Source organism: Candidatus Planktophila versatilis (assembly GCF_002288265.1).
GTDB classification, from domain to species: domain Bacteria; phylum Actinomycetota; class Actinomycetes; order Nanopelagicales; family Nanopelagicaceae; genus Planktophila; species Planktophila versatilis.
Map to the genome: position 1 here is coordinate 1049335 of NZ_CP016778.1, position 19957 is coordinate 1069291.

Sequence of the window (19957 nt, forward strand, 5' to 3'; positions counted from 1 at the left end):
CCTCCGTACTGTGGTTGAGCGCCCTAGTCTAACTTGAGAATTAAGCGCCGATTGCCTGCTTGATTTCAGAACAGGCGAGCGCTAAATCCTCAGCAAAGGCAACCTCTTGGCATTGATCTCGGTCCCAGCCAGGGCCACCTAGGACAACTCGCGGGGCTGGGCGAACATTCGGAATTTCCTTAAAGAATTTAGGATCACCATTTTTTGCTAACTGAGCCCAGAGAAATACAGCAGGTGGGGCGCTGCGAGTTACGACCGTAGATAGCGCTGCCAGCGGAGTTCGCGCCCCCATTACCTGACATTCGATATTCAATTCAGCAAGTGCGGCGGTAAGTGCATGCAAAGCTAGACAGTGCAGCTCCTCCCCGACAGATGCCAGCAGCACCGGACGAGGATTGATAGGGCTCTTAATCTCCCTTGAGAAATCACGCAAAACATTTGTGATTGATTCCGAAAGTAAGTGCTCTACTTCAATTCCTTCACCAGTTTGCGCCCAGATATCGCCAACGATAATTAAGACCGGAACCATGACCTCATGCCAACTATCAATGACTCCGAATTGAGAAATTTCCTGACGCAATAGCGCCTCAACAAAATTGTGATCAAGTGATTGCGCAGCGCTCACAATCGCATCCACCACATCAGAGCGCTCGTGAACCGTCTCTACGATCTGCTCCAGGTTAAGACTGCCCTTATGAGATAGGGCTTGTTCGGCAGCCTCTGCCGGACTCACTCCGGCAACAATCAACCGTCGCATCATGATCAATTTGGCGAGGTCTTGCGGGAGATACTTACGATGCTCACCGGCTTCGTGGCCCGATGGACCAAGGCCATATCTGCGGGCCCAGGTGCGAAGAGTTGCCGGGGCTACGCCAATCCGGCGAGCCACCGCCGCCACGGTGAGTTTCTCTTCACCTATGGCAGCCATGACGTAATCCTGTCGGAAAGTGGCTCAACTCACCACCTGAAAAACGGACATTTTGGCCCTTGAACAAGACACGGAACGATTGCCTCTTGAACAACCTATGAAACGATTGTATCCTCTGAGATCCCTAGGGAAAAGGAGAACCATCATGGCTGAACTATCACGACTTCCTCAACCTATTGCTGAGCAATGGGAATGGCAGTACCAAGGTGCCTGCCGATCGATGGACTCTGAGAAGTTCTTCCATCCTGATGGAGAACGTGGACCCCGTCGTCGCAATCGCGAGAATGCCGCGAAGACTATCTGCGCATCATGTCCGGTCATTGCAGCCTGCCGCGCCCACGCGCTCGCCGTCCAAGAACCCTATGGAATCTGGGGCGGTCTATCAGAAGATGATCGCAGCGCAATCTTGATACAGCGCGGCATACCAGTTATTTCACACGCATCATAATTATCAAATAATTACTAGAAGAGAAAAACCCCCGTACTCAGTACGGGGGTTTTCTTATCAACTTTTTTATTAGTGTCCGTGCCCGCCAGGACCGTGGGAATGTCCATGTCCACCAGCTGCTGGCTCTTGATCAGCCGGACGCTCAAATACAACAGCTTCTGTTGTAATAAACATCGCAGCGATAGAGGCAGCATTTGCAAGTGCTGAGCGAGTTACCTTCACTGGGTCGATAACGCCATCTTTTGCAAGATCGCCATAGACATCAGTTGCAGCGTTGAAGCCCTCATGTGATTTCAGTGCGCGGACCTTTGCAACTACTACGTAGCCTTCAAGTCCAGCATTTTCTGCAATCCAGCGAAGTGGTTCATCGCAAGCTTTGCGAACGAGTGCCACACCAACTGCCTTATCGCCTGTGAAGCCGAGGTTGTCATTGAGAGCATCGGCAGCGTGAACAAGTGCTGCTCCTCCACCAATAACGATTCCTTCTTCCACAGCAGCGCGAGTTGCAGAGATAGCATCTTCTAAGCGGTGCTTCTTCTCTTTAAGCTCAACTTCAGTGTGTGCACCGACCTTGATAACACAGACGCCACCAGCGAGTTTTGCAACGCGCTCCTGTAGCTTCTCGCGATCCCAATCAGAGTCAGAGGTTGCTATCTCGTTACGAATTTCACTCACACGACCAGCAACAAGTGCCTTATCGCCAGCTCCATCAACGATTGTGGTTGCATCCTTGGTGATCACGATGCGACGAGCGCGACCGAGATCTTCAAGTGTTGCCGCCTCTAGCTTCATGCCAATTTCACCTGAGATGACTGTGGCTCCCGTCAAGATTGCGATGTCTTGCAACATTGCCTTGCGACGATCTCCAAAGCCTGGTGCCTTAACGGCTGCTGAAGTAAATACTCCGCGCATGCGGTTTACCACAAGAGTAGAAAGTGCTTCGCCTTCAACATCTTCGGCGATGATCAGAAGCGGCTTTCCTGCCTGTGAAACCTTCTCTAGGAGAGGTAGGAGTTCAGGTAGGGCTGAGATTTTATTTGCCGAGATCAACACATAGGCGTCATCTAATACAGATTCCATACGATCTGGATCTGTGACGAAGTATGGCGAGATGTAACCCTTATCGAATTGCATACCTTCTGCAAACTCAAGTTCAAGTGCGGTAGTTGATGCTTCTTCCACAGTGATGACGCCATCTTTACCGACCTTGTCCATTGCTTCTGCAATGAGGTCACCGATTGCGCGATCTTGAGCAGAGATAGTTGCGACGTCAGCAATCTGTGCCTTGTCCTTAACTACTGTTGCATTTTCGCGAAGGCGCGCTGAAACTGCTTCTACAGCTGCTTCGATACCGAGCTTGAGATCCATTGGCTGGGCACCGGCAGCAAGGTTACGAAGACCTTCCTTGACCATCGCTTGAGCCAGAACTGTTGCAGTCGTTGTTCCATCACCAGCGACATCGTTGGTCTTTGTGGCAACTTCCTTAACAAGCTGTGCGCCCATGTTCTCTACTGGATCTGAAAGTTCGATCTCTTTTGCAATTGTCACACCATCATTAGTGATAGTTGGTGCACCAAATGACTTTGCGATAACCACGTTGCGACCCTTAGGCCCAAGAGTTACCTTGACTGTGTCCGCGAGTTGATTAACTCCACGTTCCATTGCGCGACGAGCATGCTCGTCGAATTCCAACATTTTTCCCATGGATTACTTCTCGATAATCGCGAGGATGTCGCGAGCAGAGAGAACGAGGTACTCCTCGTTGTTGTACTTCACTTCAGTTCCGCCGTACTTGCTATAGAGAACAACGTCGCCAACTTTTACATCCATTGGTACGCGAACGCCATCATCGAAGCGGCCTGGGCCAACTGCAACAACTGTGCCTTCTTGTGGCTTCTCTTTCGCGGTATCTGGGATAACAAGACCTGATGCAGTTGTAGTCTCAGCTTCATTTGCCTTAACAACAATGCGATCTTCGAGTGGCTTAATGGCAACTGCCATGGTGGTACTCCTTCTTATTCGAGTGTGTGTTTCGAGTCTTAGCTTTGATATTTCCACTATGCCGGGACTTACCTGCAATTAGCAGTGTGGGCCCGAGAGTGCTAACGCCAAGCCTAGGGGCGCTTATTCCACCCGGCAAATCCAAGAGCTAAAGGCTGACCTGCTCCACCTTCAGGCTCGAATCGGCATCAAAGGCCCCGTGTGTGGCTGGCCTGCCCGAACTGAGCATCAGGGAGCCCAGAGCCGCCACCATCGCCCCATTATCAGTACAAAGGCCGGCGACTGGGATACGAAGCTCCACCCCGGCTTTTTCACAGCGATCAGCTGCCACCGCGCGAAGACGTGAATTAGCAGCTACTCCACCAGCGATCACCAATGAATTAATCCCCGTCGATTTACATGCAGCCAGTGCCTTAAGCAGCAAGACATCAACTACCGCCTCTTGAAATGATGCTGCCACATCTGCGCGAACAAATCTTGGCGTGTTCTCTAAATATCTAGCCACTGCAGTCTTAAGTCCAGAGAAAGAAAATTCATAAGGGCGAGACTGCCAATCTTGGGAAGTTGTCAGCCCTCTTGGAAAATCAATTGCAGTTGGTGATCCGCCAACTGCTTCCCGATCGATTGCAGGCCCGCCCGGAAAACCTAGCGCCAATAGCCGTGCAATTTTATCGAAAGCTTCACCTGCCGCGTCATCCATCGTTGCACCTAGTTTGGTAATTGAACCGGTGATGTCATCTACTTGGAGAAGTGAAGAGTGACCACCGCTAACCAGCAACGCAATAGTTGGATCTGTGGGTTTGTCATGGGTTAAGTAATCAACTGAAACATGAGCTGCTAAATGGTTCACACCATAGAGCGGGCGACCAAGACCTTGCGCAAGTCCACTTGCTGATGCAACGCCGACAAGGAGTGCTCCCACTAATCCGGGGCCAGCTGTCACAGCAATGGCGTCGATATCTTTAAGTGAAATCTTTGCCTCTGTCACGGCGCGTTGGATGCTGGGAAGCATCGCCTCTAAATGTGCACGAGATGCGATTTCAGGAACTACTCCCCCAAAGCGTGCATGTTCTTCCACACTCGATGCAATGACATTAGCCAATAAAGTGCGCCCGCGCACAATTCCTATTGCGGTTTCATCACACGAAGTTTCAATGCCAAGAACTATCGGCTGCATCATGTGAACTCCTTGCGCATGACAAGAGCGTCACTGCCAGGACCGTAGTAATTCATACGTACCGAAATCTGCATATATCCAAGTGCCTGATAGAGCTCGATGGCGGCGGCGTTGGTATGTTCGACTTCCAGCATCATGGCACTGGCGCCACGTTCTTCTGACCATTGCTCAATTTGTCGCATAAATTCGCGGGCTATCCCCTGCCTGCGAAATTCAGTAAGTACTGCCACGGTGAGAATATCTGCCTCAACTCCTGGTGCTGGCAGAAATACGCCGCAATACCCCACGATGCGATTATCACTTTCGGCCACCGACATAAATCGGCTGCGAGGAATTCCAGCAAACTCCTCTTTAAATTGCGCAGCGCTCCACGGTGAATATGGAAATAACTCTTTCTCATAACCGACAAGAACTGGAATATCCAATGCGATGGGCTGGCGATAACTAATCATGGCCGCTCCGCAGTGGGCACAGCATCAGGTCGACGTAAATACATAGGCTCAGTTACGCTCTGACTTGCTGCCAGTGAAACTAGTTTTTGCATATCGGGAAAAACATCAATGATGAAGTTGGCAACTTCAGCTGGTTTATTGACCGAGGGACCAGCAACGCGGACGCCATCTTTGTAACTAGCCCAGTAAATCTCTTTCCGGCGGGCATCAATTGCCACTGTGTACTGATCTTTATCAATTGCAATCGCATCAAGTGAACAGATTCCAATAACAGGAATCTGGCGGGCGAGAGCAAAGGACTGCGCAAATGCGATCCCCACACGAAGACCGGTAAATGGCCCCGGACCCATTCCCACAACTACTTGGTGCGGAGGCTTGGCAACCTTCAGCGCATCTGCAACTAACTCTGAAAGTGCGCGTCCATGATCAGTTGCTCCCTCATGAGCTTTCTCAAAAAGAACTACGCCATCTTCGATAATGCCAACAATCGTCTTTGAAGTTGAGGTGTCGATAGCGAGTGAGATTGTCATAGCTCAACACCCTGCCAGCGCGCGCCGACCTTATTGATAAATACTTCACGAACTTCTTCAGTGCGATCAATGGTGATTTCAAGGCGTTCATCACTTAATCGTGCAGATTCAGCCCCGCCCCATTCAATGACCGTCACGGCATCTTCGCGCGCCGTATCAAGATCCAAGTCATCTAAGTGAACAGCTGCATTGCCACCTTCAAGTAGTCGGTAAGCATCGACATGGATAAGTGTGAGCGGAGCCTGATGAATTCGGGAGATCACAAAGGTGGGCGATGTAACGTCGTTGATGCCAAGTGCTTGACCAATACCTTGAACCAAAACAGTTTTGCCAGCGCCCAATGGGCCGTTGAGCAAGATCAGATCTCCAACGCGGCACTGTGCACCTATGCGCATACCTAGTGCATGCATATCTGCAGCAGTCTCGATTCTCACTCGTGAAGGATAGTTCATAGTGAAAAAGAAGAAGGGCCCCAGTCTCCCAGGGCCCTTCTTCTTAACTTATTGCTGAATTAATAGCCGAAGTCATACTTCAGATCGGCTGGACGATAATCAATATCGCCATTGAGGTAAGGAACCTTTTCTGCAATGTATTGAACATACTTGCTTGTAGGAACCTTTCCTGATTTAGCAGCGACTGCGAGCATATCTACCCATGCCTTCATCTGCTTTGTGGTGAAGGATTGATGGCCTACTCCAGATACTGCTGGAGCTGCCTTCAAATCTGGCGCACCTGTAGCAAGGAACTTTGTGTAGGTTTCAGGTGTCATGGCATAGAGTGCAAGCGTGTTCCAGATTGGCTTCTTGCCAGTTCTTGTCTTCTCCCAAGCTGAAAGTGCCTTTTCGTAGACTTCGCGCTTGCGATCTACATAACGTGATGAGTTACCGGCAAAGACCAAACGATCTGCTTCATTTGAAATCAAGATCGTTGGCTTGGTTGAGGTAAATGATGACTTATCAAGTGCCTTGAACTTGGCAATTGCAGCTGCATCACCTGTAACACGAGGAGCCATGGAAAGCACTCCAAGCATTGCAGCAATACCTTCATCACCTGAAAGTCCTAGGTTGTAACGACCAGAATCAGCCTCATCGAGCAGTGCTGCCCAATTAGTTTTTGTATTGTCGTAGAAACCAGGGCCAGTTATTTCAGACATTGATTGTCCGGCCAAGACTCCAGTTGCGACTGCTTCTCCCATGTTTTCCAGGATTGCAACCGTTGCATTGATGCTGTGCTCAGGCACAAGTGTACTTGTTGAGATTCCATCCATGTGTGCACTCTTTGTTGGAACTCCTGAAAGAAGACCAGTTAGAAGAAGTGCTGAACGTTGTGGAATTGGTGACCCTTTGAGAGCTGCCGGATATTGAAGTCCTGGAGCTCCGTAATTCACCTCCCAAGCCTTGAGCAGTGCTACAACTTTTAGCAATTCTGCTACTGATGCCCCATGTCCTGCCGGCCCCTTCACTCCAAATGCTGCGCAACCTTTAATGGTTGGGTCAGCAAAGACACTGAGGATGTAGAAGATGTCGCATGCAGATTGGATTGAGTCAGCTGGCGAAGGTGTATTTCCAGCCAAGATTCCGACAGCATCGGCATATGTTGGGTACTTTTCAATAAATGGCGTAAGAATAGCGCCAGCCTGAGAAGATCCGTAGACAACCTTCTTCTCAATCTTTGCACCGTACTTCTCCATCGCCGTATCGATAACTTCCTTGAGCATCTCTACTCGGGAGGTGTTATTCCAACCACGGGCTCCCTTATCGGTTCCGTCATATGCTGCAACGCCATAACCGGCAAGCATCATCTCTTTTGTGATGTCTTTACCTGTTGATTGACTAGCAGGAGTAATTTCTTCTACTCCTTTAGGAACAGCAGAAACTCCTGGATATGTTGCTCGGAAACCGTGCTCCCAGAAGAACATAGTTCCCTTGAAGTTAAATGGCACCTTAAATACATATCCAGCACCATTAGCAAGCGTGCCCGTACAGGTTTCAAGAGCTGCTTTGTCAGTTGTACATGTTGGCGCCGCAGCGTTTGCTGCAGGAACAGATACAAGAACACCTGCTGCTACAAGTGCTGCCGCACTCACAGCTGCGATTGATTTACGCATTGATAGTTTCATCTGATTAACCAACCTTTGGTAGTGCATCGGCTGCGATTGCAGGACGTGTGTATTTGAGTTCGGTTACAGCACCCTTAGCTGAATCAGTTGTCCACACTTTACGTGTGCCATCGATTGGCTTAAGCACTGCCGTTGCATCATATTTTCCGATCCAGAAGCCGGTATAAGCCTCGTGGGTCTTTGCAGAGTATCCGAGTGGAGCAAGAGCTGCACTCGATAACTTAGCTGGATTGTTTTCGATGTATTTGATGATTCCTGGACGTGTGAGGTCTTTACCAGCACCCATAAGAGCAGCTGTCATGGTGTAGCCAATGTTCATTCCTTGCAGAACATTGTTATCCCAAGCCTTGCCTGCGGCTGGGCCGGTGTTGAATTCATCATTGATCTTCTTAAATGCTTTGACGAATTCGTCATCTGCTTCACCTGGTGATGGAGCATGTGATGCTGAAATCGTTCCAGCTAGGAGGGCTGCAGAGCTTGCAAAAGGAATACCTTTTGTGAAGAGAATTGTTTGGAAGGTGGTGGCATCTGATCCCACAGAGATGACTATGTACTGTGGCTTGTAGCCAATCTTGTTCGCTGAACCCACAGCTGCTGCAAATGCTGAAGCAGTGGCGCCAACTACAACAACTTCGACGTTATTGTCTTTTAGCTGTTGCATCTGAGCATCGAGTCCACCAGCTTGAGCGCCAGCGATAAATGTTGCGGCATTCTTCTTCGCTGTGAAAGTTACTCCAGCAGTTGCTAGACCTTCCACAGTGTTACGACCGAAGTCATCGGTCTGATAGAGAATTCCGACGTTCTTTGTAGACAGATTCTCCTTGATGTACTTTCCAATAATCTTCGCTTCAACAACGTAGGTTCCCAAAGAACCAAAGGTTGTTGGATACTTCTTAGGATCTGTGTAGAAACCGCTATATCCACTAAGGACAAAGAGGTCAGGGATTCCACGACGGTTAATATCCTTGATAACAGAGATATGTGTCTGGGTTCCAATAGAGCCCACCATCGCAAAGACTTTATCCTTATTAATCAGTGCTGACGCAGTTGAAACTGTGAGGCCAGCCTTGTATGCGTCATCTTTGGCAACCAAAGTGATCTTGCGGCCATAGACGCCGCCCTTTGAATTGACGTAGTCGAAGTAGGCGCGCATGGCGTCATCTACCTTGTTATATCCGGGGCTCGCTGCGCCTGTCTGTGGCAGCTGCATTCCTAAAACAATTTCAGTGTCACTTACACCTGGTGTGCTCGCACCCTGAGCCGGCATCGCCGTGAGCGCGAGCGCTCCAGCGAGGGCTACAGAGATAACTGCGATGGACTTACGAGGTGATCGGGACAGAGATGCACGATTTTTCACTGCATTCACTCTTTCTCTTTGCCTTATATGCGATAAGGGGACATAAGCCGCCATATCGCCACTAGCCCCGAGGTGGGCTAGAACGACCTCACGCTAACAGATACCGAACGGTAAGTGAACGGAAAGAGTCCTCACGGGCGAGTCCCTGCCTACGGGAATGCCTATAATTTTTGTTTATAACAAAAATATATAAAACTTATTTATGTTTGTGAAGCTTCACACCAGCTACTCCAGCAGGGTTTATCACCACTGTGAGAATAAGTAAGAGGCTAGAGATTAGCGCCGGTAAGTAGTTGGAGACCTGTTCGCTTAATTCGAAGTTTCCAAGAATTAGCTCGATCCAGTCAGGTAAGAAAACAACGATGACAGTACCGATAAAGGCGCCGGCAATACTGCGGATTCCGCCAAGTACTGCAGCGGTCAATAACAACAGTGAGAGTGAAACTGGATAGACGCTGGGACCCACTAATCCACGAAGCCCGTAGAGGGCGCCAGATAACCCAGCAAATGTTGATGAGATAACAAAGACATAAATCTTCTGGCGAGCGAAGTTAACTCCGGCAAGTGATGCCGCACTTTCATGATCTCGAATAGATCGCCACATCCGCCCAGTGCGCGATAAGAGAATGTTGGATGCAAAAAAGAGTGCTACCGCTGCAAATGGCAGTGCCACGTAGAGCTGCCATTGTTCATAGGTGGGTTCGCCAAAGAGAGAGGAGAACCACTGTGGTGGATACCCCACATCTACTTGCAACCCTTCATCGCCTTTAAATACTGACATAAATCTATTTGCAATAGTTGGAATTGCAAGTGCAATTACTAGCGTTGTTCCGGCTAAGTACGGTCCGCGAAGTCGAGCTGCCGCAACACCGAGTAATAGACCGGCAATGGCTGAAGAAATAATTGAGAGCGGAATCGCAACCCAGAGTGAAAGTTTGTAATTAATCATCAGCAGCGCCGTGGAATATCCGCCCACCGCCATCAGTGCGCCTTGACCCAAGGACAATTGCCCTGAAATTCCAGTCAGCAACGTGATTGATAGAACGCCAATAAATAAGATCAGCACCACAGCTAGTTGTGCTTGGTTGTAGGCATCAAATTGCAGACCAACGAGCAGTATTAGGGCTGAGAAAATTAGCGTGCGAATAAGGCTGGTGCGTGCTATTGATTTCACTTTGAGATTAGACACGGCGCGCATCCTTTGAGCCGAGAATGCCGCGCGGCCTGATAATCAAAACCAGGAGAAGCACCGCCAAGATAGCCAGATATACATCTTCTGGGGTGTCATAGAAGGTCACAAATGAGATGACCATTCCGAGAATGAACCCTCCGAGTACTGCTCCTGCCGGACTATCGAGTCCGCCAACAACTGCCGCGGTAAAGCCCACGATGAGAACGAGATCAAGTGTGTTCGGCGATAAATTCGAAGTTGGGGTAATGAGAAGTCCAGCTAGTGAAGATGCCGCACCTGATATAGCCCAACTAATTGTACGAGTGCGATTTGTTCGAATTCCACTGAGTTTTGCTACTTCTTGATTAAGGGCTGTTGCGCGCATTGCTAGGCCAATGCCAGTCTTAGTAAAGAACAGTGTTGTGAGAATTAATGTGACAGTCACAATTGACACTACGAAAACATCGAATGAGGTAAAGGGCAAAACATTGCCGGCCACAGTGAAGCCTTCCTGCTTTGCTGGTGAGGGAAATCCTCGCTCTTCTGCAGCCCAGATAATTCCGGCAAGTGCTTGCAGTGCGCCTAGGATTCCAAGGGATGCAATAACAGGAACTGCCGCCCGCATTGATTCACTGCTCAGTAATTCACTCTGCTTCTTATTTGAGAGCGGTCGCATGATGAAAATATCAAGGAGCGCACCAAGTGCGGCCCCAGAAAGAAGGGCTACAAAGAAGGCAAGCCAATATGAATAGCCGTTAGTAATCAGCGTTGAAGCGATGTAAGTACTAAACATCGCCTGACCCATTTGGGCAAAGTTCACAATGCCGGCACCGCGCCAGACAATGACGAGACCGAGCGCAACGAGTGCGAAGATCGCTCCACGAGATGTGCCTAAAGATAGGGCTGCTAAGAAAGTATTCATCAATACCCCAAATATGCAGCGCGTAGTTTTGCATCAGCTTTGAGCTCTGCTGCAGGGCGATCTGCCACAACTTTTCCAAGTGCGAGCAGCACACCGTGGTCTGCCACACCGAGTGCGGTATTGGCATTTTGCTCGACAAGTAAAACCGAAAGCCCAGTGCTGCGACACAGGATATTTACGGAATCAATGATTTGTTCAACAACAAGAGGTGCCAATCCCAGTGATGGTTCATCTAGAAGAAGTAATTGTGGACGCGACACCAAGGCGCGGCTGATAGCCAACATCTGACGTTCTCCGCCAGAGAGCGTGCCTGCTAATTGTTTACGGCGCTCTTTAAGTCGCGGAAAGAGTGTATACATCTCATCTATTGCAGTTGTTATATCTGACTTAAATTTTCTACGGCGGAAAAGAGAACCCATCGAGATATTTTCTTCCACGCTCAACTCTGAAATCACTGCATGCCCCTCAGGAACATGTGCGATTCCCAATCGGACAATATCTTCTGGGCGCTTTCCTAGGATTGATTGCCCTTTCCATGTGATGGAACCGGAACTGGGATGTTCCAGACCTGAAATCGTGCGCAGTAACGTGCTCTTTCCGGCGCCGTTGGCGCCAATCACGGTAGTGATCTTTGATTCCTGCGCCTGCATCGATACGCCATCAATGGCCACAACAGAACCGAAGCGAGTGACGAGATTGTCAATCTTAAGCATGCGCACCGCCCAACTTTTCACTGCCGGTTTGCTGTGAGGTGCCAAGGTAGGCAGCGAGCACAGCTGGGTCGCGCTTAACAGTGTCGAAGCTTCCACTTGAGATGACTTTTCCAAAGTTTAAAACATAGACCTGGTCTGAGATCGCGCCAATAAAATCCACATGATGTTCGACAATGACGATTGCACAGCGTTGCTTTAATTGCTTGAGAAGTGAAGCAAATTTATCAATGTCATCTTGACCTAATCCGGCAGCAGGTTCATCCAGAAGAAGTATCTCGGGTTGAGAAACTAGCGCCCGAGCAATAGAAACTCGCTTGCTCTCTGGATAGGTAAGTTCGCCAGGCATCTTCTCGGCTAAATCCAGCGCACCAGCCCACGCAAGTGCATCACTTGCACGCCGGCGCAGCTTTGCTTCTGCTCGCCCTGAGAGTCCTAATAAATCTCTAAAAAAGTTGGTACCGCTGCTGTGATTGGCGCCCATCATGACATTTTCAATAACGCTCAATCCGCTAAAGAGTCCAACACCTTGCAATGTACGACTTATGCCAAGTCCGGCCAAATCATGACTTGCTGGCCATTTCATCTCTTTGCCATGAATAGCAATTGCTCCAGAAGCTGGCGTGACAAGTCCTGAAATCGCATTAAATATTGTTGTCTTACCCGCACCATTGGGGCCAATCAGACCCACAATTGTGTTGGGTGCGATTTCAAGAAATACATCATCGAGTGCGGTAAGGCCGCCGAATTTAACGCTGAGATGAGAAATTGATAGAGCTGGACCAGCACTCATAACGTCCTCTCTTTCATCAATCTCAGAGCATTCAATCTGGAATTAGTAAACATGGGGCGCGTAGATTCTAGGCACACGCGGGCCTATTCGTGTGACTATCTCATAATTAATTGATTGAGACGCTGCTCCCCAGTCATCTGCTGTGTATTCACCGTGTGAACCGTTACCGAAAACTGTCACCCAGTCTCCCGAGCGAGCCTTGGAATCCGCACCTAAATCCACAACAAATTGATCCATGGATACTCGACCAATAATCGGTGCGCGCTTTCCTGCAGACCACACTCCGGCAGTGCGTGCGATCCGTGGAATTCCATCGGCATACCCCATCGCAACTACACCTAACTTGGTGTCGACCGTTGTGCTCTGGGTTGCCCCATAACCAACAGGTGATCCGGCTGGAACATCTTTTACTAAATAGAGAGCAGCCCGTAACTGCATAGCTGGGCGAAGGCCGAGAGATTTGGAATCACCGAGTGTCTGCACATCGGGAGAAAGTCCATACATCGCAATACCTGTGCGCACCATGTCAAAGCTAGCAGCGCCATTTTTTAGTGTGGCCGCTGAGTTCGATAAATGTCTCATGATGTTGACGTGGCCAAGAGAATTCAGATGCGCAACGGCAGCGCTAAATCGCCCCAGTTGATCACTATTTTGTTTTTCAGCTGGCTCATCTGCCCGGGCAAAATGCGAGAAGATTCCGACAACTTCCACACCCTTTAGATGCTCTGCAGTGAGTTGATCCCATTCATTCAGAAACCCACCACGGGTCATACCGGTATCAACTTCCAAGTGAATGCGCGCTTTCTTAGACTTAGCTGCTGCCGAAATTTCTTTCAGCGCAGCTAGTGATGCCACAGCGATTTCAATATCTAACTCGATCCCTTGTGCAAAATCTGAGCCAGGTTGCACAAGCCACGCCAAGATTGGCGCAGTGATTCCTGCTTCACGCAGCGCAACTGCTTCTTCCAGGAGGGCAACGCCAAGGTATGAAGCACCGGCTGATAGCGCTGCCTTGGCAACCGGAATGAGTCCATGGCCGTAGGCATCAGCTTTCACAACTGCCAGAAGATTTGTTCCAGAACGCTCTTTAAGTAGTTCAACGTTATGTTTGATTGCACTGAGATCAATAAGTGCTTCTGCTCTCATCGCTCAATCACCACCATCGCCGATGCGATACCACCATCGTGTGAAAGTGAAAGGTGCACGGTGGCGCCGTCAATGAGTTCTGCGATTGCACCACGAAAGAGAAAGTCGGGTTTACCGTTTTCATGGTTAATGACTTCAGCATCGTGCCACTGCAGCCCATGAGTTGGACTCAAGGCTTTATAGAGCGCCTCTTTGGCGGCAAAGCGGGCGGCAAGTGATGGTGCGGATTTGGTACGTTCAGATTCGGTAAATAGTTTTTGCGCCAAATGTGGGGTGCGCTCGAGGGATTGCTTAAATCGGGCAATGTCTACGACATCGATGCCAATTCCATCAATCATGACACTGAGTCTATTAGTGGTTAGTGAAGTTGGCTATCAGATGGGAAATATCGGTCTATCGCGATTATCAAAACCAAAAGGGAACCCCCAAGTAAGAGGCCACCGAAGAGATCTGAGAACCAGTGGGTATTTCGCAGCAATGAGACTACACAAACAGTTAAGGCAAGCAGGCCAACGCCAGCGCTAGCAAGCCTTCCTTGATAGCGATTGACATGGGCGTATCGGTAAATCAAATATGCAACCATCCCCCAAATAAGAATGGCATTTGATGCATGACCACTGGGATATGACATTCCACCAGCATGCAAGAGATCGAAACCTTCTTTTGGCTTTGTGCGGCCTAACCCATATTTAAATGCACCAACAACTACGTTGAGGGCAAGAAATGAGAGCACTCCTAAATTAATTGGCCGCCATGTTTTAAATCGGCGCGAGATGTAAACGGCAACAATCAGCAGCGCAACCCCAGAGACGCCACGCAGACCTAGGTCATCTAGCCTGCGAATAACAAAGTTAGATAAACCTTGGAATTTCGGGTGATCTACATCGTTAAAAGTGCGGTCAATCTCAATGAGAAATCCGTTGGTGAGTACCTGATAAGTAACAAATAAGTAACCTGCGAATAGGCTTGCTGACCACTTCAGAGCACGGCGCATTTGGCGCTGGCGAGGATCGACAATCGTTGACATAGTTATTCGACGGTGACCGATTTAGCCAAGTTACGAGGTTGGTCTACATCTGTGCCACGAGCCACAGCTATTTCATATGCAAAGACTTGCAGCGGAACGGTTGCAAGGACCGGCTGGAATAAGGAAGATGTCACAGGAATGCGAATAATGTGTTCGGCGCCAATTACTTCAGCACCTTCTGGAGCAATGACAACTACACGAGCACCGCGTGCCTTTACCTCTTGAATGTTACTGAGCATCTTCTCATCCAAGCCATGCTCATCAGCAGGCGGCAATATTGCAATCACAGCAGTACCTTCTTCAATGAGAGCGATGGGGCCGTGTTTAAGTTCGCCGCCTGCAAATCCTTCAGCATGAATATATGCAAGCTCTTTTAATTTAAGTGCCCCTTCAAGTGCAACGGGATATTCAATTCCGCGCCCTAAAAAGAGAATGGTGTCGTTCTTTACAAACTTACGAGTTAGCTCACGAAGGGGTTCGATAGTTTCCAAGATTTGTTCCACCTTGCCAGGAAGCTCAAGCATCTGGCTATATAGATCGCGTACCTCTTTTTCGGTGAGCTGCTTTCGCACCTGCGCCAGTTTCAGGCCGATGAGATAGATAGCAACAATTTGTGTAAGAAACGCTTTCGTTGATGCAACAGCAATTTCAGGACCTGCATGGGTATAGAGAACAGCATCTGATTCGCGTGGGATCGTAGATGAGTTTGTATTACAGACTGCCAATACTCGAGCGCCAGCTGCCTTTGCATGGCGCACCGCCATCAGCAAATCCATAGTTTCACCTGATTGTGAGATTGCGATGACGAGTGAATCTTTATCAATAATCGGATCGCGATAGCGATATTCAGAGGCAATCTCCACATCAACGGGAATCTTTGCCCATTTTTCGATTGCATACTTTGCCACCATGCCTGCGTGATAGGCGGTGCCGCAAGCAATGACAGAAATTCTCTTAATCTGTCTCATTTCATCATCGCTCATATGTAATTCATCAAGAAGTATCTGGTTGTTATCACTCAGGCGGCCAATAAGAGTGTCGGCTATTGCTTTTGGTTGATCAAAGATTTCCTTGAGCATGAAATGGGCGAACCCGCCTTTTTGCGCCGCCGCTGCATCCCATGTGATTTCATATTCACGAAGTGCAACAGCCCGGCCTTCGAGGTCACAGATTGTGATTGCCTCTGGGCTGATGGTGACAACTTCATCTTGGCCAAGTTCAACTGCGCGCTTGGTGTAATCGATAAAGGCAGCGACATCAGATGCTAAGAAATTTTCACCCTTGCCAATACCGGCTACCAATGGCGAATTACGGCGCACTCCCACGATTGTTTGTGGGGCATCTGCGTGAATGGCAAGAAGTGTGAAAGAGCCGCGAAGTCGTTTGACCGCTGCCCGCATGGCCGCGGTGAGATCACCACCATGTTCTTTGCGAAGGTCAGAAAGTAAGTGGGCTACAGATTCGGTATCTGTTTCAGATGAGAAGGCATGACCGCGAGCTTCTAGCTCTTTGCGTAGCTCTGAATAATTCTCAATGATTCCATTGTGAATAACTGCCAGCTTGCCTTCATTATCTAAGTGAGGGTGCGCATTACTGTCAGTGGGGCCACCGTGTGTTGCCCAACGTGTGTGTCCGATTCCAGAATGCACAGTGGGTAAATTTGCCGGAAGCGCCGCTTCAAGATTAGCGAGTTTGCCGGCACGCTTTTCCACAAAGAGAGAGTTGTTGGTACCAAGTGCGATTCCGGCAGAGTCATATCCGCGATATTCAAGTCGGCGAAGACCTTCAACGATGGGCGTGATTGCAGATTGTGGTCCGGTGTAACCCACGATTCCGCACACGAATTAGTTCCCCAGTTCTGCTTTCACAACAGCTGCAAGAGATGTTGCGATGTCTTGCGCAAGGTTATCACTCGAGGCCTCAACCATCACTCTTACCAGCGCCTCGGTACCAGATGCGCGCAATAAGACTCGACCATTCTCGCCAAGAGTTGATTCGGCAGTAGCCACAGCCTTTGCAATCGCTGCTGATTCATCCAACTTATCTTTTTTCACATCAGAGACATTGATCAGAACCTGTGGGAAGCGCTGCATTTGTGATGCTAGTTCTGCCAGCGACTTCCCGCTGCGAACTACTTCTTGTGCCAATTGCAGGGCGGTAAGAATTCCGTCGCCAGTGTTGGCAAATTCGCGCATAATCAAATGTCCTGATTGTTCCCCACCTAATGAGAAATCGCCCTCAATCATCTTCTCAAGCACATAGCGGTCACCGACTGCTGTGCTAATGACTGAAATACCAGCATCTTTCATAGCATGCATAAATCCTAGGTTGCTCATTACTGTGCCGACGATTGTGTTAGATGTAAGGCCACCGCGGTTTTTGAATCCAATAGCAAGAATTGTCATGATGGCATCGCCATCGACAACCTTGCCAGCACCATCGATAGCAAGGCATCGATCAGCATCGCCATCATGGGCAATTCCAAAGTCGGCGCCCTCTTTAACAACAGCTGCCTGTAAATCTTCTAAGTGGGTAGATCCACAGTTCTCGTTAATGTTCCAGCCATCAGGAGAACGATGAATAGCAACGACAGTTGCTCCAGCTTTTTCATATGCAATGGGTGCGACAAAAGAAGATGCACCATTGGCACAATCAACAACAATTTTCAGACCTTTAAGGGGTGTAGTTACCGAAGTGGCTAGATGGTTGAGATAGCGAGCGCTGGCGGTGTCATCAAAGGTAATGCGTCCAACATTTCGCCCGGTAGGACGTGTCCATGGCTCGCCCATACGCTTTTCAATAGCGGCTTCGATGGAATCATCAAGCTTTCCACCACCACGTGAGAACAATTTGATTCCGTTATCTGGCATCGGGTTATGCGATGCTGAAATCATGACCCCGAGATCGGCCCCTGATTCACCCACAAGGTAGGCAATCGCTGGGGTTGGTAATACACCAACGCGATACACATCGATACCCGCACTTGCTAAACCTGCAGCAACAGCTGCTTCTAAGAATTCTCCTGATGCACGGGAATCTTGGCCAACTATGGCTCTAGGACGCTTGCCTTTATTACTCGATGATTCAACGAGAATATGCGCTGCCGCGACCGCCACATCAACTGCTATTTCAGCGGTAAGTGTTTGCCCGTTTGCTAAACCACGAATCCCGTCTGTTCCAAAGAGAGCCATAACAACTCCTTTACTGCAGGAACAAACGGGATATCTGGATAAAAAGAATTAACGCTTTGAGTACTGTGAACGCTTACGTGCCTTCTTAAGGCCGTACTTCTTACGTTCAATCACACGAGCATCGCGCTTGAGGAAGCCAGCTTTCTTCAGTGCTGGACGGTTAGCCTCAGTATCGATCTCGTTAAGTGAACGTGCAACACCAAGACGTAGTGCGCCAGCTTGACCTGAAACTCCACCACCGTTGATGCGAGCAAAAACATCGTAGAGACCCTCTGCACCTACTGTGCGAAATGGTTCTGAAACTAGTTGCTGGTGAACCTTATTTGGGAAATAACCATCGAGTGTCTTGCCGTTTACAACCCAGCGACCTGTACCTGGAACTAGGCGAACGCGAGCAACTGCTTCCTTGCGGCGACCTGTGCCAGCACCTGGTGCAGTGATTGCCTTGCGGTTAGTTGCAGCAGCTGGAGTAGCTGAAGAGTAGGAAGTAAGTGTCTCTGTCTCGTCGATCTCGTTGAAAGTTGTATCTGACATGTTTATTTACTTATCCCTTACTTCGCTACTTGAGAAACTTGAGTGAATACATATGGAACTGGTGACTGTGCTGCATGTGGATGCTCTGGGCCGGCATAGACCTTGAGCTTCAATGCAACCTGTGCGCCAAGACGGTTCTTTGGAAGCATTCCCTTGATCGCTTTTTCAACAGCGCGTGTTGGGTGCTTTTCAATCAGTTCACCGTAGACAGTTGAAGTTAAGCCGCCTGGGAAACCTGAGTGGTGGTGTGCAAACTTTGTCAGCGCCTTGTTGCCAGAGAGCGCGATTTTTTCAGCGTTGATGACGATAACGAAGTCGCCCATATCCATGTGCGGTGCAAATGTTGCTTTGTGCTTTCCGCGTAGAAGAACGGCTGCATGGGTTGCAAGACGACCGAGCACAACATCCTGTGCATCAATAACGTGCCACTTACGGTCGGCGTCGCCTGCCTTGGGGCTATATGTACGCATGCTTTATTACCTTCTTCTTTTCTTTATCTTGGGGACTACTTTCGGCACCTAATCTGGCGCAGGGGATGAACTTTACCTGCCCTGGAGTGCCAGGCCAAATCGGCCTCTGAGCGTGAAAAACGCTTTATTCACGCTTGGCGACAGTGATTTTAGCCCGCTCTAGCAGCTGATCATTATTGGGGTAATCAACTTGATACAGAGTCAGGCCGCGGGCGGGGAATACCAAGGAATCTGAGACTCGCTCTTTATTGGCCAGCAATTGCGCAATCCAGGCAGGGCTTTGCCGCCCGTCAGCAACACAGACAACTGCGCCCACAAGATTGCGCACCATGGAGTAACAGAAGGCATCGGCAACAACATCGGCAACCAGCAAGCCCTCGTCACTACGGTGCCACTCATATTTTTCTAGAGTTCTGATAGTTGTTCCGCCTACCTTGAATTTACAGAACGCGGCAAAGTCGTGATGGCCTAAAAGCAGCGCACTTGCTTCATTCATGCGATCAGCATCAAGTGGGCGATACCACGATGCGACATCGTGGCGAGAAAGAGGTGCGATGACATCGTTGTTATCAAGAATCTTGTAACTGTAATACCTGCGCAAGGCAGAAAAACGGGCATGAAAGCCTTGAGGGGCATCGCTGACATTCATGATGCGCACATCTTCATCAAGAATTCTATTTAGTTTGTAGCGCAGATCTAGGTAGGTAAGTTCTCGGTCAAACATTGCATCAGGCACATCAACATGTATTACTTGCCCTGTTGCGTGGACTCCGGCATCGGTGCGCCCAGCAACTATTGAATCGATATTTGTCTGTGAGATTCGGGAAATAGCTTCTTCAATAAGATCTTGCAGTGTTCGGTGGCCTGGTTGTGTTGCCCAGCCAAAGAAGTGGGTGCCATCGTAGGCAATATCAAGCCGTAAACGACGAAACCCACTCTCAGGAAAGAGAGTGGGCGCCGCCATGGTAAAGGTAAGTGTTT

General features: G+C 49.2%; 22 protein-coding genes. 1 reads left to right on the plus strand and 21 read right to left on the minus strand.

Annotated features, from left to right (window positions below; all coding sequences use genetic code 11):
• Positions 1-40: 40 nt before the first annotated feature.
• A complete protein-coding gene (locus tag A1sIIB76_RS05355) occupies positions 41-928 on the minus strand; it encodes a MerR family transcriptional regulator (protein WP_095697169.1) in 888 nt (295 codons plus the stop codon).
• 145 nt (positions 929-1073) lie between these two features.
• Here A1sIIB76_RS05355 and A1sIIB76_RS05360 point away from each other — a divergent pair, with 145 nt between their 5' ends.
• Positions 1074-1376 carry a WhiB family transcriptional regulator gene (locus A1sIIB76_RS05360; RefSeq protein WP_095675181.1) on the plus strand — a complete coding sequence of 101 codons (303 nt, stop codon included), beginning with the start codon at positions 1074-1076 and terminating at the stop codon, positions 1374-1376.
• Positions 1377-1445: 69 nt separating this feature from the next.
• Here the strand turns inward: A1sIIB76_RS05360 and groL are convergent, their stop codons facing one another.
• From groL to truA, 20 genes are all read right to left on the minus strand, one after another.
• Entirely contained in the window at positions 1446-3080 is a 1635-nt protein-coding gene (groL, locus tag A1sIIB76_RS05365; protein WP_095675182.1) for a chaperonin GroEL, read from the minus strand.
• Between the two features lie 3 nt (positions 3081-3083).
• Positions 3084-3377 carry a co-chaperone GroES gene (gene groES / locus A1sIIB76_RS05370; protein ID WP_095675183.1) on the minus strand — a complete coding sequence of 98 codons (294 nt, stop codon included), beginning with the start codon at positions 3375-3377 and terminating at the stop codon, positions 3084-3086.
• Between the two features lie 148 nt (positions 3378-3525).
• Positions 3526-4554: a tRNA (adenosine(37)-N6)-threonylcarbamoyltransferase complex transferase subunit TsaD gene (tsaD, locus tag A1sIIB76_RS05375; RefSeq protein ID WP_095697370.1), complete on the minus strand. Its 1029-nt coding sequence runs from the start codon at positions 4552-4554 to the stop codon at positions 3526-3528.
• Positions 4554-5006, minus strand: a complete 453-nt coding sequence (gene rimI, locus A1sIIB76_RS05380; RefSeq protein WP_095697170.1) for a ribosomal protein S18-alanine N-acetyltransferase — start codon at positions 5004-5006, stop codon at positions 4554-4556. The genes tsaD and rimI overlap by 1 nt, the downstream gene beginning before the upstream one ends.
• Complete coding sequence (tsaB, locus tag A1sIIB76_RS05385; protein WP_095697171.1) at positions 5003-5536, minus strand: tRNA (adenosine(37)-N6)-threonylcarbamoyltransferase complex dimerization subunit type 1 TsaB; 534 nt, start codon at positions 5534-5536, stop codon at positions 5003-5005. The genes rimI and tsaB overlap by 4 nt, the downstream gene beginning before the upstream one ends.
• Entirely contained in the window at positions 5533-5970 is a 438-nt protein-coding gene (gene tsaE, locus A1sIIB76_RS05390) for a tRNA (adenosine(37)-N6)-threonylcarbamoyltransferase complex ATPase subunit type 1 TsaE (RefSeq protein WP_223298760.1), read from the minus strand. The genes tsaB and tsaE overlap by 4 nt, the downstream gene beginning before the upstream one ends.
• 77 nt (positions 5971-6047) lie before the next feature.
• The gene (locus A1sIIB76_RS05395) at positions 6048-7655 is read right to left on the minus strand and encodes an alpha/beta fold hydrolase domain-containing protein (protein WP_125918792.1); all 1608 of its coding nucleotides are present in this window, start codon (positions 7653-7655) and stop codon (positions 6048-6050) included.
• A 4-nt stretch (positions 7656-7659) separates the two neighbouring features.
• The gene (locus tag A1sIIB76_RS05400) at positions 7660-9021 is read right to left on the minus strand and encodes an ABC transporter substrate-binding protein (RefSeq protein WP_190286228.1); all 1362 of its coding nucleotides are present in this window, start codon (positions 9019-9021) and stop codon (positions 7660-7662) included.
• 187 nt (positions 9022-9208) lie between these two features.
• Positions 9209-10201 (minus strand): branched-chain amino acid ABC transporter permease, encoded by a 993-nt coding sequence (locus tag A1sIIB76_RS05405; RefSeq protein WP_190277047.1) that lies wholly within the window; start codon positions 10199-10201, stop codon positions 9209-9211.
• The gene (locus A1sIIB76_RS05410) at positions 10194-11105 is read right to left on the minus strand and encodes a branched-chain amino acid ABC transporter permease (RefSeq protein WP_095684984.1); all 912 of its coding nucleotides are present in this window, start codon (positions 11103-11105) and stop codon (positions 10194-10196) included. Before A1sIIB76_RS05410 ends, A1sIIB76_RS05405 begins: the two co-directional genes overlap by 8 nt.
• A complete protein-coding gene (locus A1sIIB76_RS05415) occupies positions 11105-11818 on the minus strand; it encodes an ABC transporter ATP-binding protein (protein ID WP_095684985.1) in 714 nt (237 codons plus the stop codon). The genes A1sIIB76_RS05410 and A1sIIB76_RS05415 overlap by 1 nt, the downstream gene beginning before the upstream one ends.
• On the minus strand, positions 11811-12608 hold the full coding sequence (locus A1sIIB76_RS05420; RefSeq protein ID WP_095675191.1) for an ABC transporter ATP-binding protein: 798 nt from the start codon (positions 12606-12608) through the stop codon (positions 11811-11813). The genes A1sIIB76_RS05415 and A1sIIB76_RS05420 overlap by 8 nt, the downstream gene beginning before the upstream one ends.
• Positions 12609-12650: 42 nt before the next feature.
• Positions 12651-13754 (minus strand): alanine racemase, encoded by a 1104-nt coding sequence (alr, locus tag A1sIIB76_RS05425; RefSeq protein WP_095684986.1) that lies wholly within the window; start codon positions 13752-13754, stop codon positions 12651-12653.
• Positions 13751-14092 (minus strand): holo-ACP synthase, encoded by a 342-nt coding sequence (locus tag A1sIIB76_RS05430; RefSeq protein ID WP_095675193.1) that lies wholly within the window; start codon positions 14090-14092, stop codon positions 13751-13753. Before A1sIIB76_RS05430 ends, alr begins: the two co-directional genes overlap by 4 nt.
• 20 nt (positions 14093-14112) lie before the next feature.
• On the minus strand, positions 14113-14781 hold the full coding sequence (locus tag A1sIIB76_RS05435; protein WP_223298142.1) for a phosphatase PAP2 family protein: 669 nt from the start codon (positions 14779-14781) through the stop codon (positions 14113-14115).
• Between the two features lie 2 nt (positions 14782-14783).
• Positions 14784-16622 carry a glutamine--fructose-6-phosphate transaminase (isomerizing) gene (glmS, locus tag A1sIIB76_RS05440; protein ID WP_095684987.1) on the minus strand — a complete coding sequence of 613 codons (1839 nt, stop codon included), beginning with the start codon at positions 16620-16622 and terminating at the stop codon, positions 14784-14786.
• A gap of 3 nt (positions 16623-16625) precedes the next feature.
• Entirely contained in the window at positions 16626-17972 is a 1347-nt protein-coding gene (gene glmM, locus A1sIIB76_RS05445) for a phosphoglucosamine mutase (protein WP_095684988.1), read from the minus strand.
• 48 nt (positions 17973-18020) lie between these two features.
• Positions 18021-18506: a 30S ribosomal protein S9 gene (gene rpsI, locus A1sIIB76_RS05450; protein ID WP_095675196.1), complete on the minus strand. Its 486-nt coding sequence runs from the start codon at positions 18504-18506 to the stop codon at positions 18021-18023.
• 17 nt (positions 18507-18523) lie between these two features.
• Positions 18524-18976 carry a 50S ribosomal protein L13 gene (gene rplM / locus A1sIIB76_RS05455; RefSeq protein WP_095697174.1) on the minus strand — a complete coding sequence of 151 codons (453 nt, stop codon included), beginning with the start codon at positions 18974-18976 and terminating at the stop codon, positions 18524-18526.
• Between the two features lie 124 nt (positions 18977-19100).
• The gene (truA, locus tag A1sIIB76_RS05460; RefSeq protein WP_095697175.1) at positions 19101-19940 is read right to left on the minus strand and encodes a tRNA pseudouridine(38-40) synthase TruA; all 840 of its coding nucleotides are present in this window, start codon (positions 19938-19940) and stop codon (positions 19101-19103) included.
• Positions 19941-19957 lie beyond the last annotated feature (17 nt).

Excerpts from the sequence above, each read along its gene's own strand:
- A1sIIB76_RS05435 (WP_223298142.1), bottom strand. The coding sequence starts at position 14,781 with ATGTCAACGATTGTCGATCCTCGCCAGCGCCAAATGCGCCGTGCTCTG.
- truA (WP_095697175.1), bottom strand. The coding sequence starts at position 19,940 with ATGGCGGCGCCCACTCTCTTTCCTGAGAGTGGGTTTCGTCGTTTACGG.
- A1sIIB76_RS05420 (WP_095675191.1), bottom strand. The coding sequence starts at position 12,608 with ATGAGTGCTGGTCCAGCTCTATCAATTTCTCATCTCAGCGTTAAATTC.
- A1sIIB76_RS05410 (WP_095684984.1), bottom strand. The coding sequence starts at position 11,105 with ATGAATACTTTCTTAGCAGCCCTATCTTTAGGCACATCTCGTGGAGCG.
- groES (WP_095675183.1), bottom strand. The coding sequence starts at position 3,377 with ATGGCAGTTGCCATTAAGCCACTCGAAGATCGCATTGTTGTTAAGGCA.
- A1sIIB76_RS05430 (WP_095675193.1), bottom strand. The coding sequence starts at position 14,092 with ATGATTGATGGAATTGGCATCGATGTCGTAGACATTGCCCGATTTAAG.
- rimI (WP_095697170.1), bottom strand. The coding sequence starts at position 5,006 with ATGATTAGTTATCGCCAGCCCATCGCATTGGATATTCCAGTTCTTGTC.
- glmM (WP_095684988.1), bottom strand. The coding sequence starts at position 17,972 with ATGGCTCTCTTTGGAACAGACGGGATTCGTGGTTTAGCAAACGGGCAA.
- A1sIIB76_RS05355 (WP_095697169.1), bottom strand. The coding sequence starts at position 928 with ATGGCTGCCATAGGTGAAGAGAAACTCACCGTGGCGGCGGTGGCTCGC.
- rplM (WP_095697174.1), bottom strand. The coding sequence starts at position 18,976 with ATGCGTACATATAGCCCCAAGGCAGGCGACGCCGACCGTAAGTGGCAC.
- alr (WP_095684986.1), bottom strand. The coding sequence starts at position 13,754 with ATGAGAGCAGAAGCACTTATTGATCTCAGTGCAATCAAACATAACGTT.
- A1sIIB76_RS05395 (WP_125918792.1), bottom strand. The coding sequence starts at position 7,655 with ATGAAACTATCAATGCGTAAATCAATCGCAGCTGTGAGTGCGGCAGCA.
- rpsI (WP_095675196.1), bottom strand. The coding sequence starts at position 18,506 with ATGTCAGATACAACTTTCAACGAGATCGACGAGACAGAGACACTTACT.
- tsaB (WP_095697171.1), bottom strand. The coding sequence starts at position 5,536 with ATGACAATCTCACTCGCTATCGACACCTCAACTTCAAAGACGATTGTT.
- tsaD (WP_095697370.1), bottom strand. The coding sequence starts at position 4,554 with ATGCAGCCGATAGTTCTTGGCATTGAAACTTCGTGTGATGAAACCGCA.
- groL (WP_095675182.1), bottom strand. The coding sequence starts at position 3,080 with ATGGGAAAAATGTTGGAATTCGACGAGCATGCTCGTCGCGCAATGGAA.
- A1sIIB76_RS05415 (WP_095684985.1), bottom strand. The coding sequence starts at position 11,818 with ATGCTTAAGATTGACAATCTCGTCACTCGCTTCGGTTCTGTTGTGGCC.
- A1sIIB76_RS05360 (WP_095675181.1), top strand. The coding sequence starts at position 1,074 with ATGGCTGAACTATCACGACTTCCTCAACCTATTGCTGAGCAATGGGAA.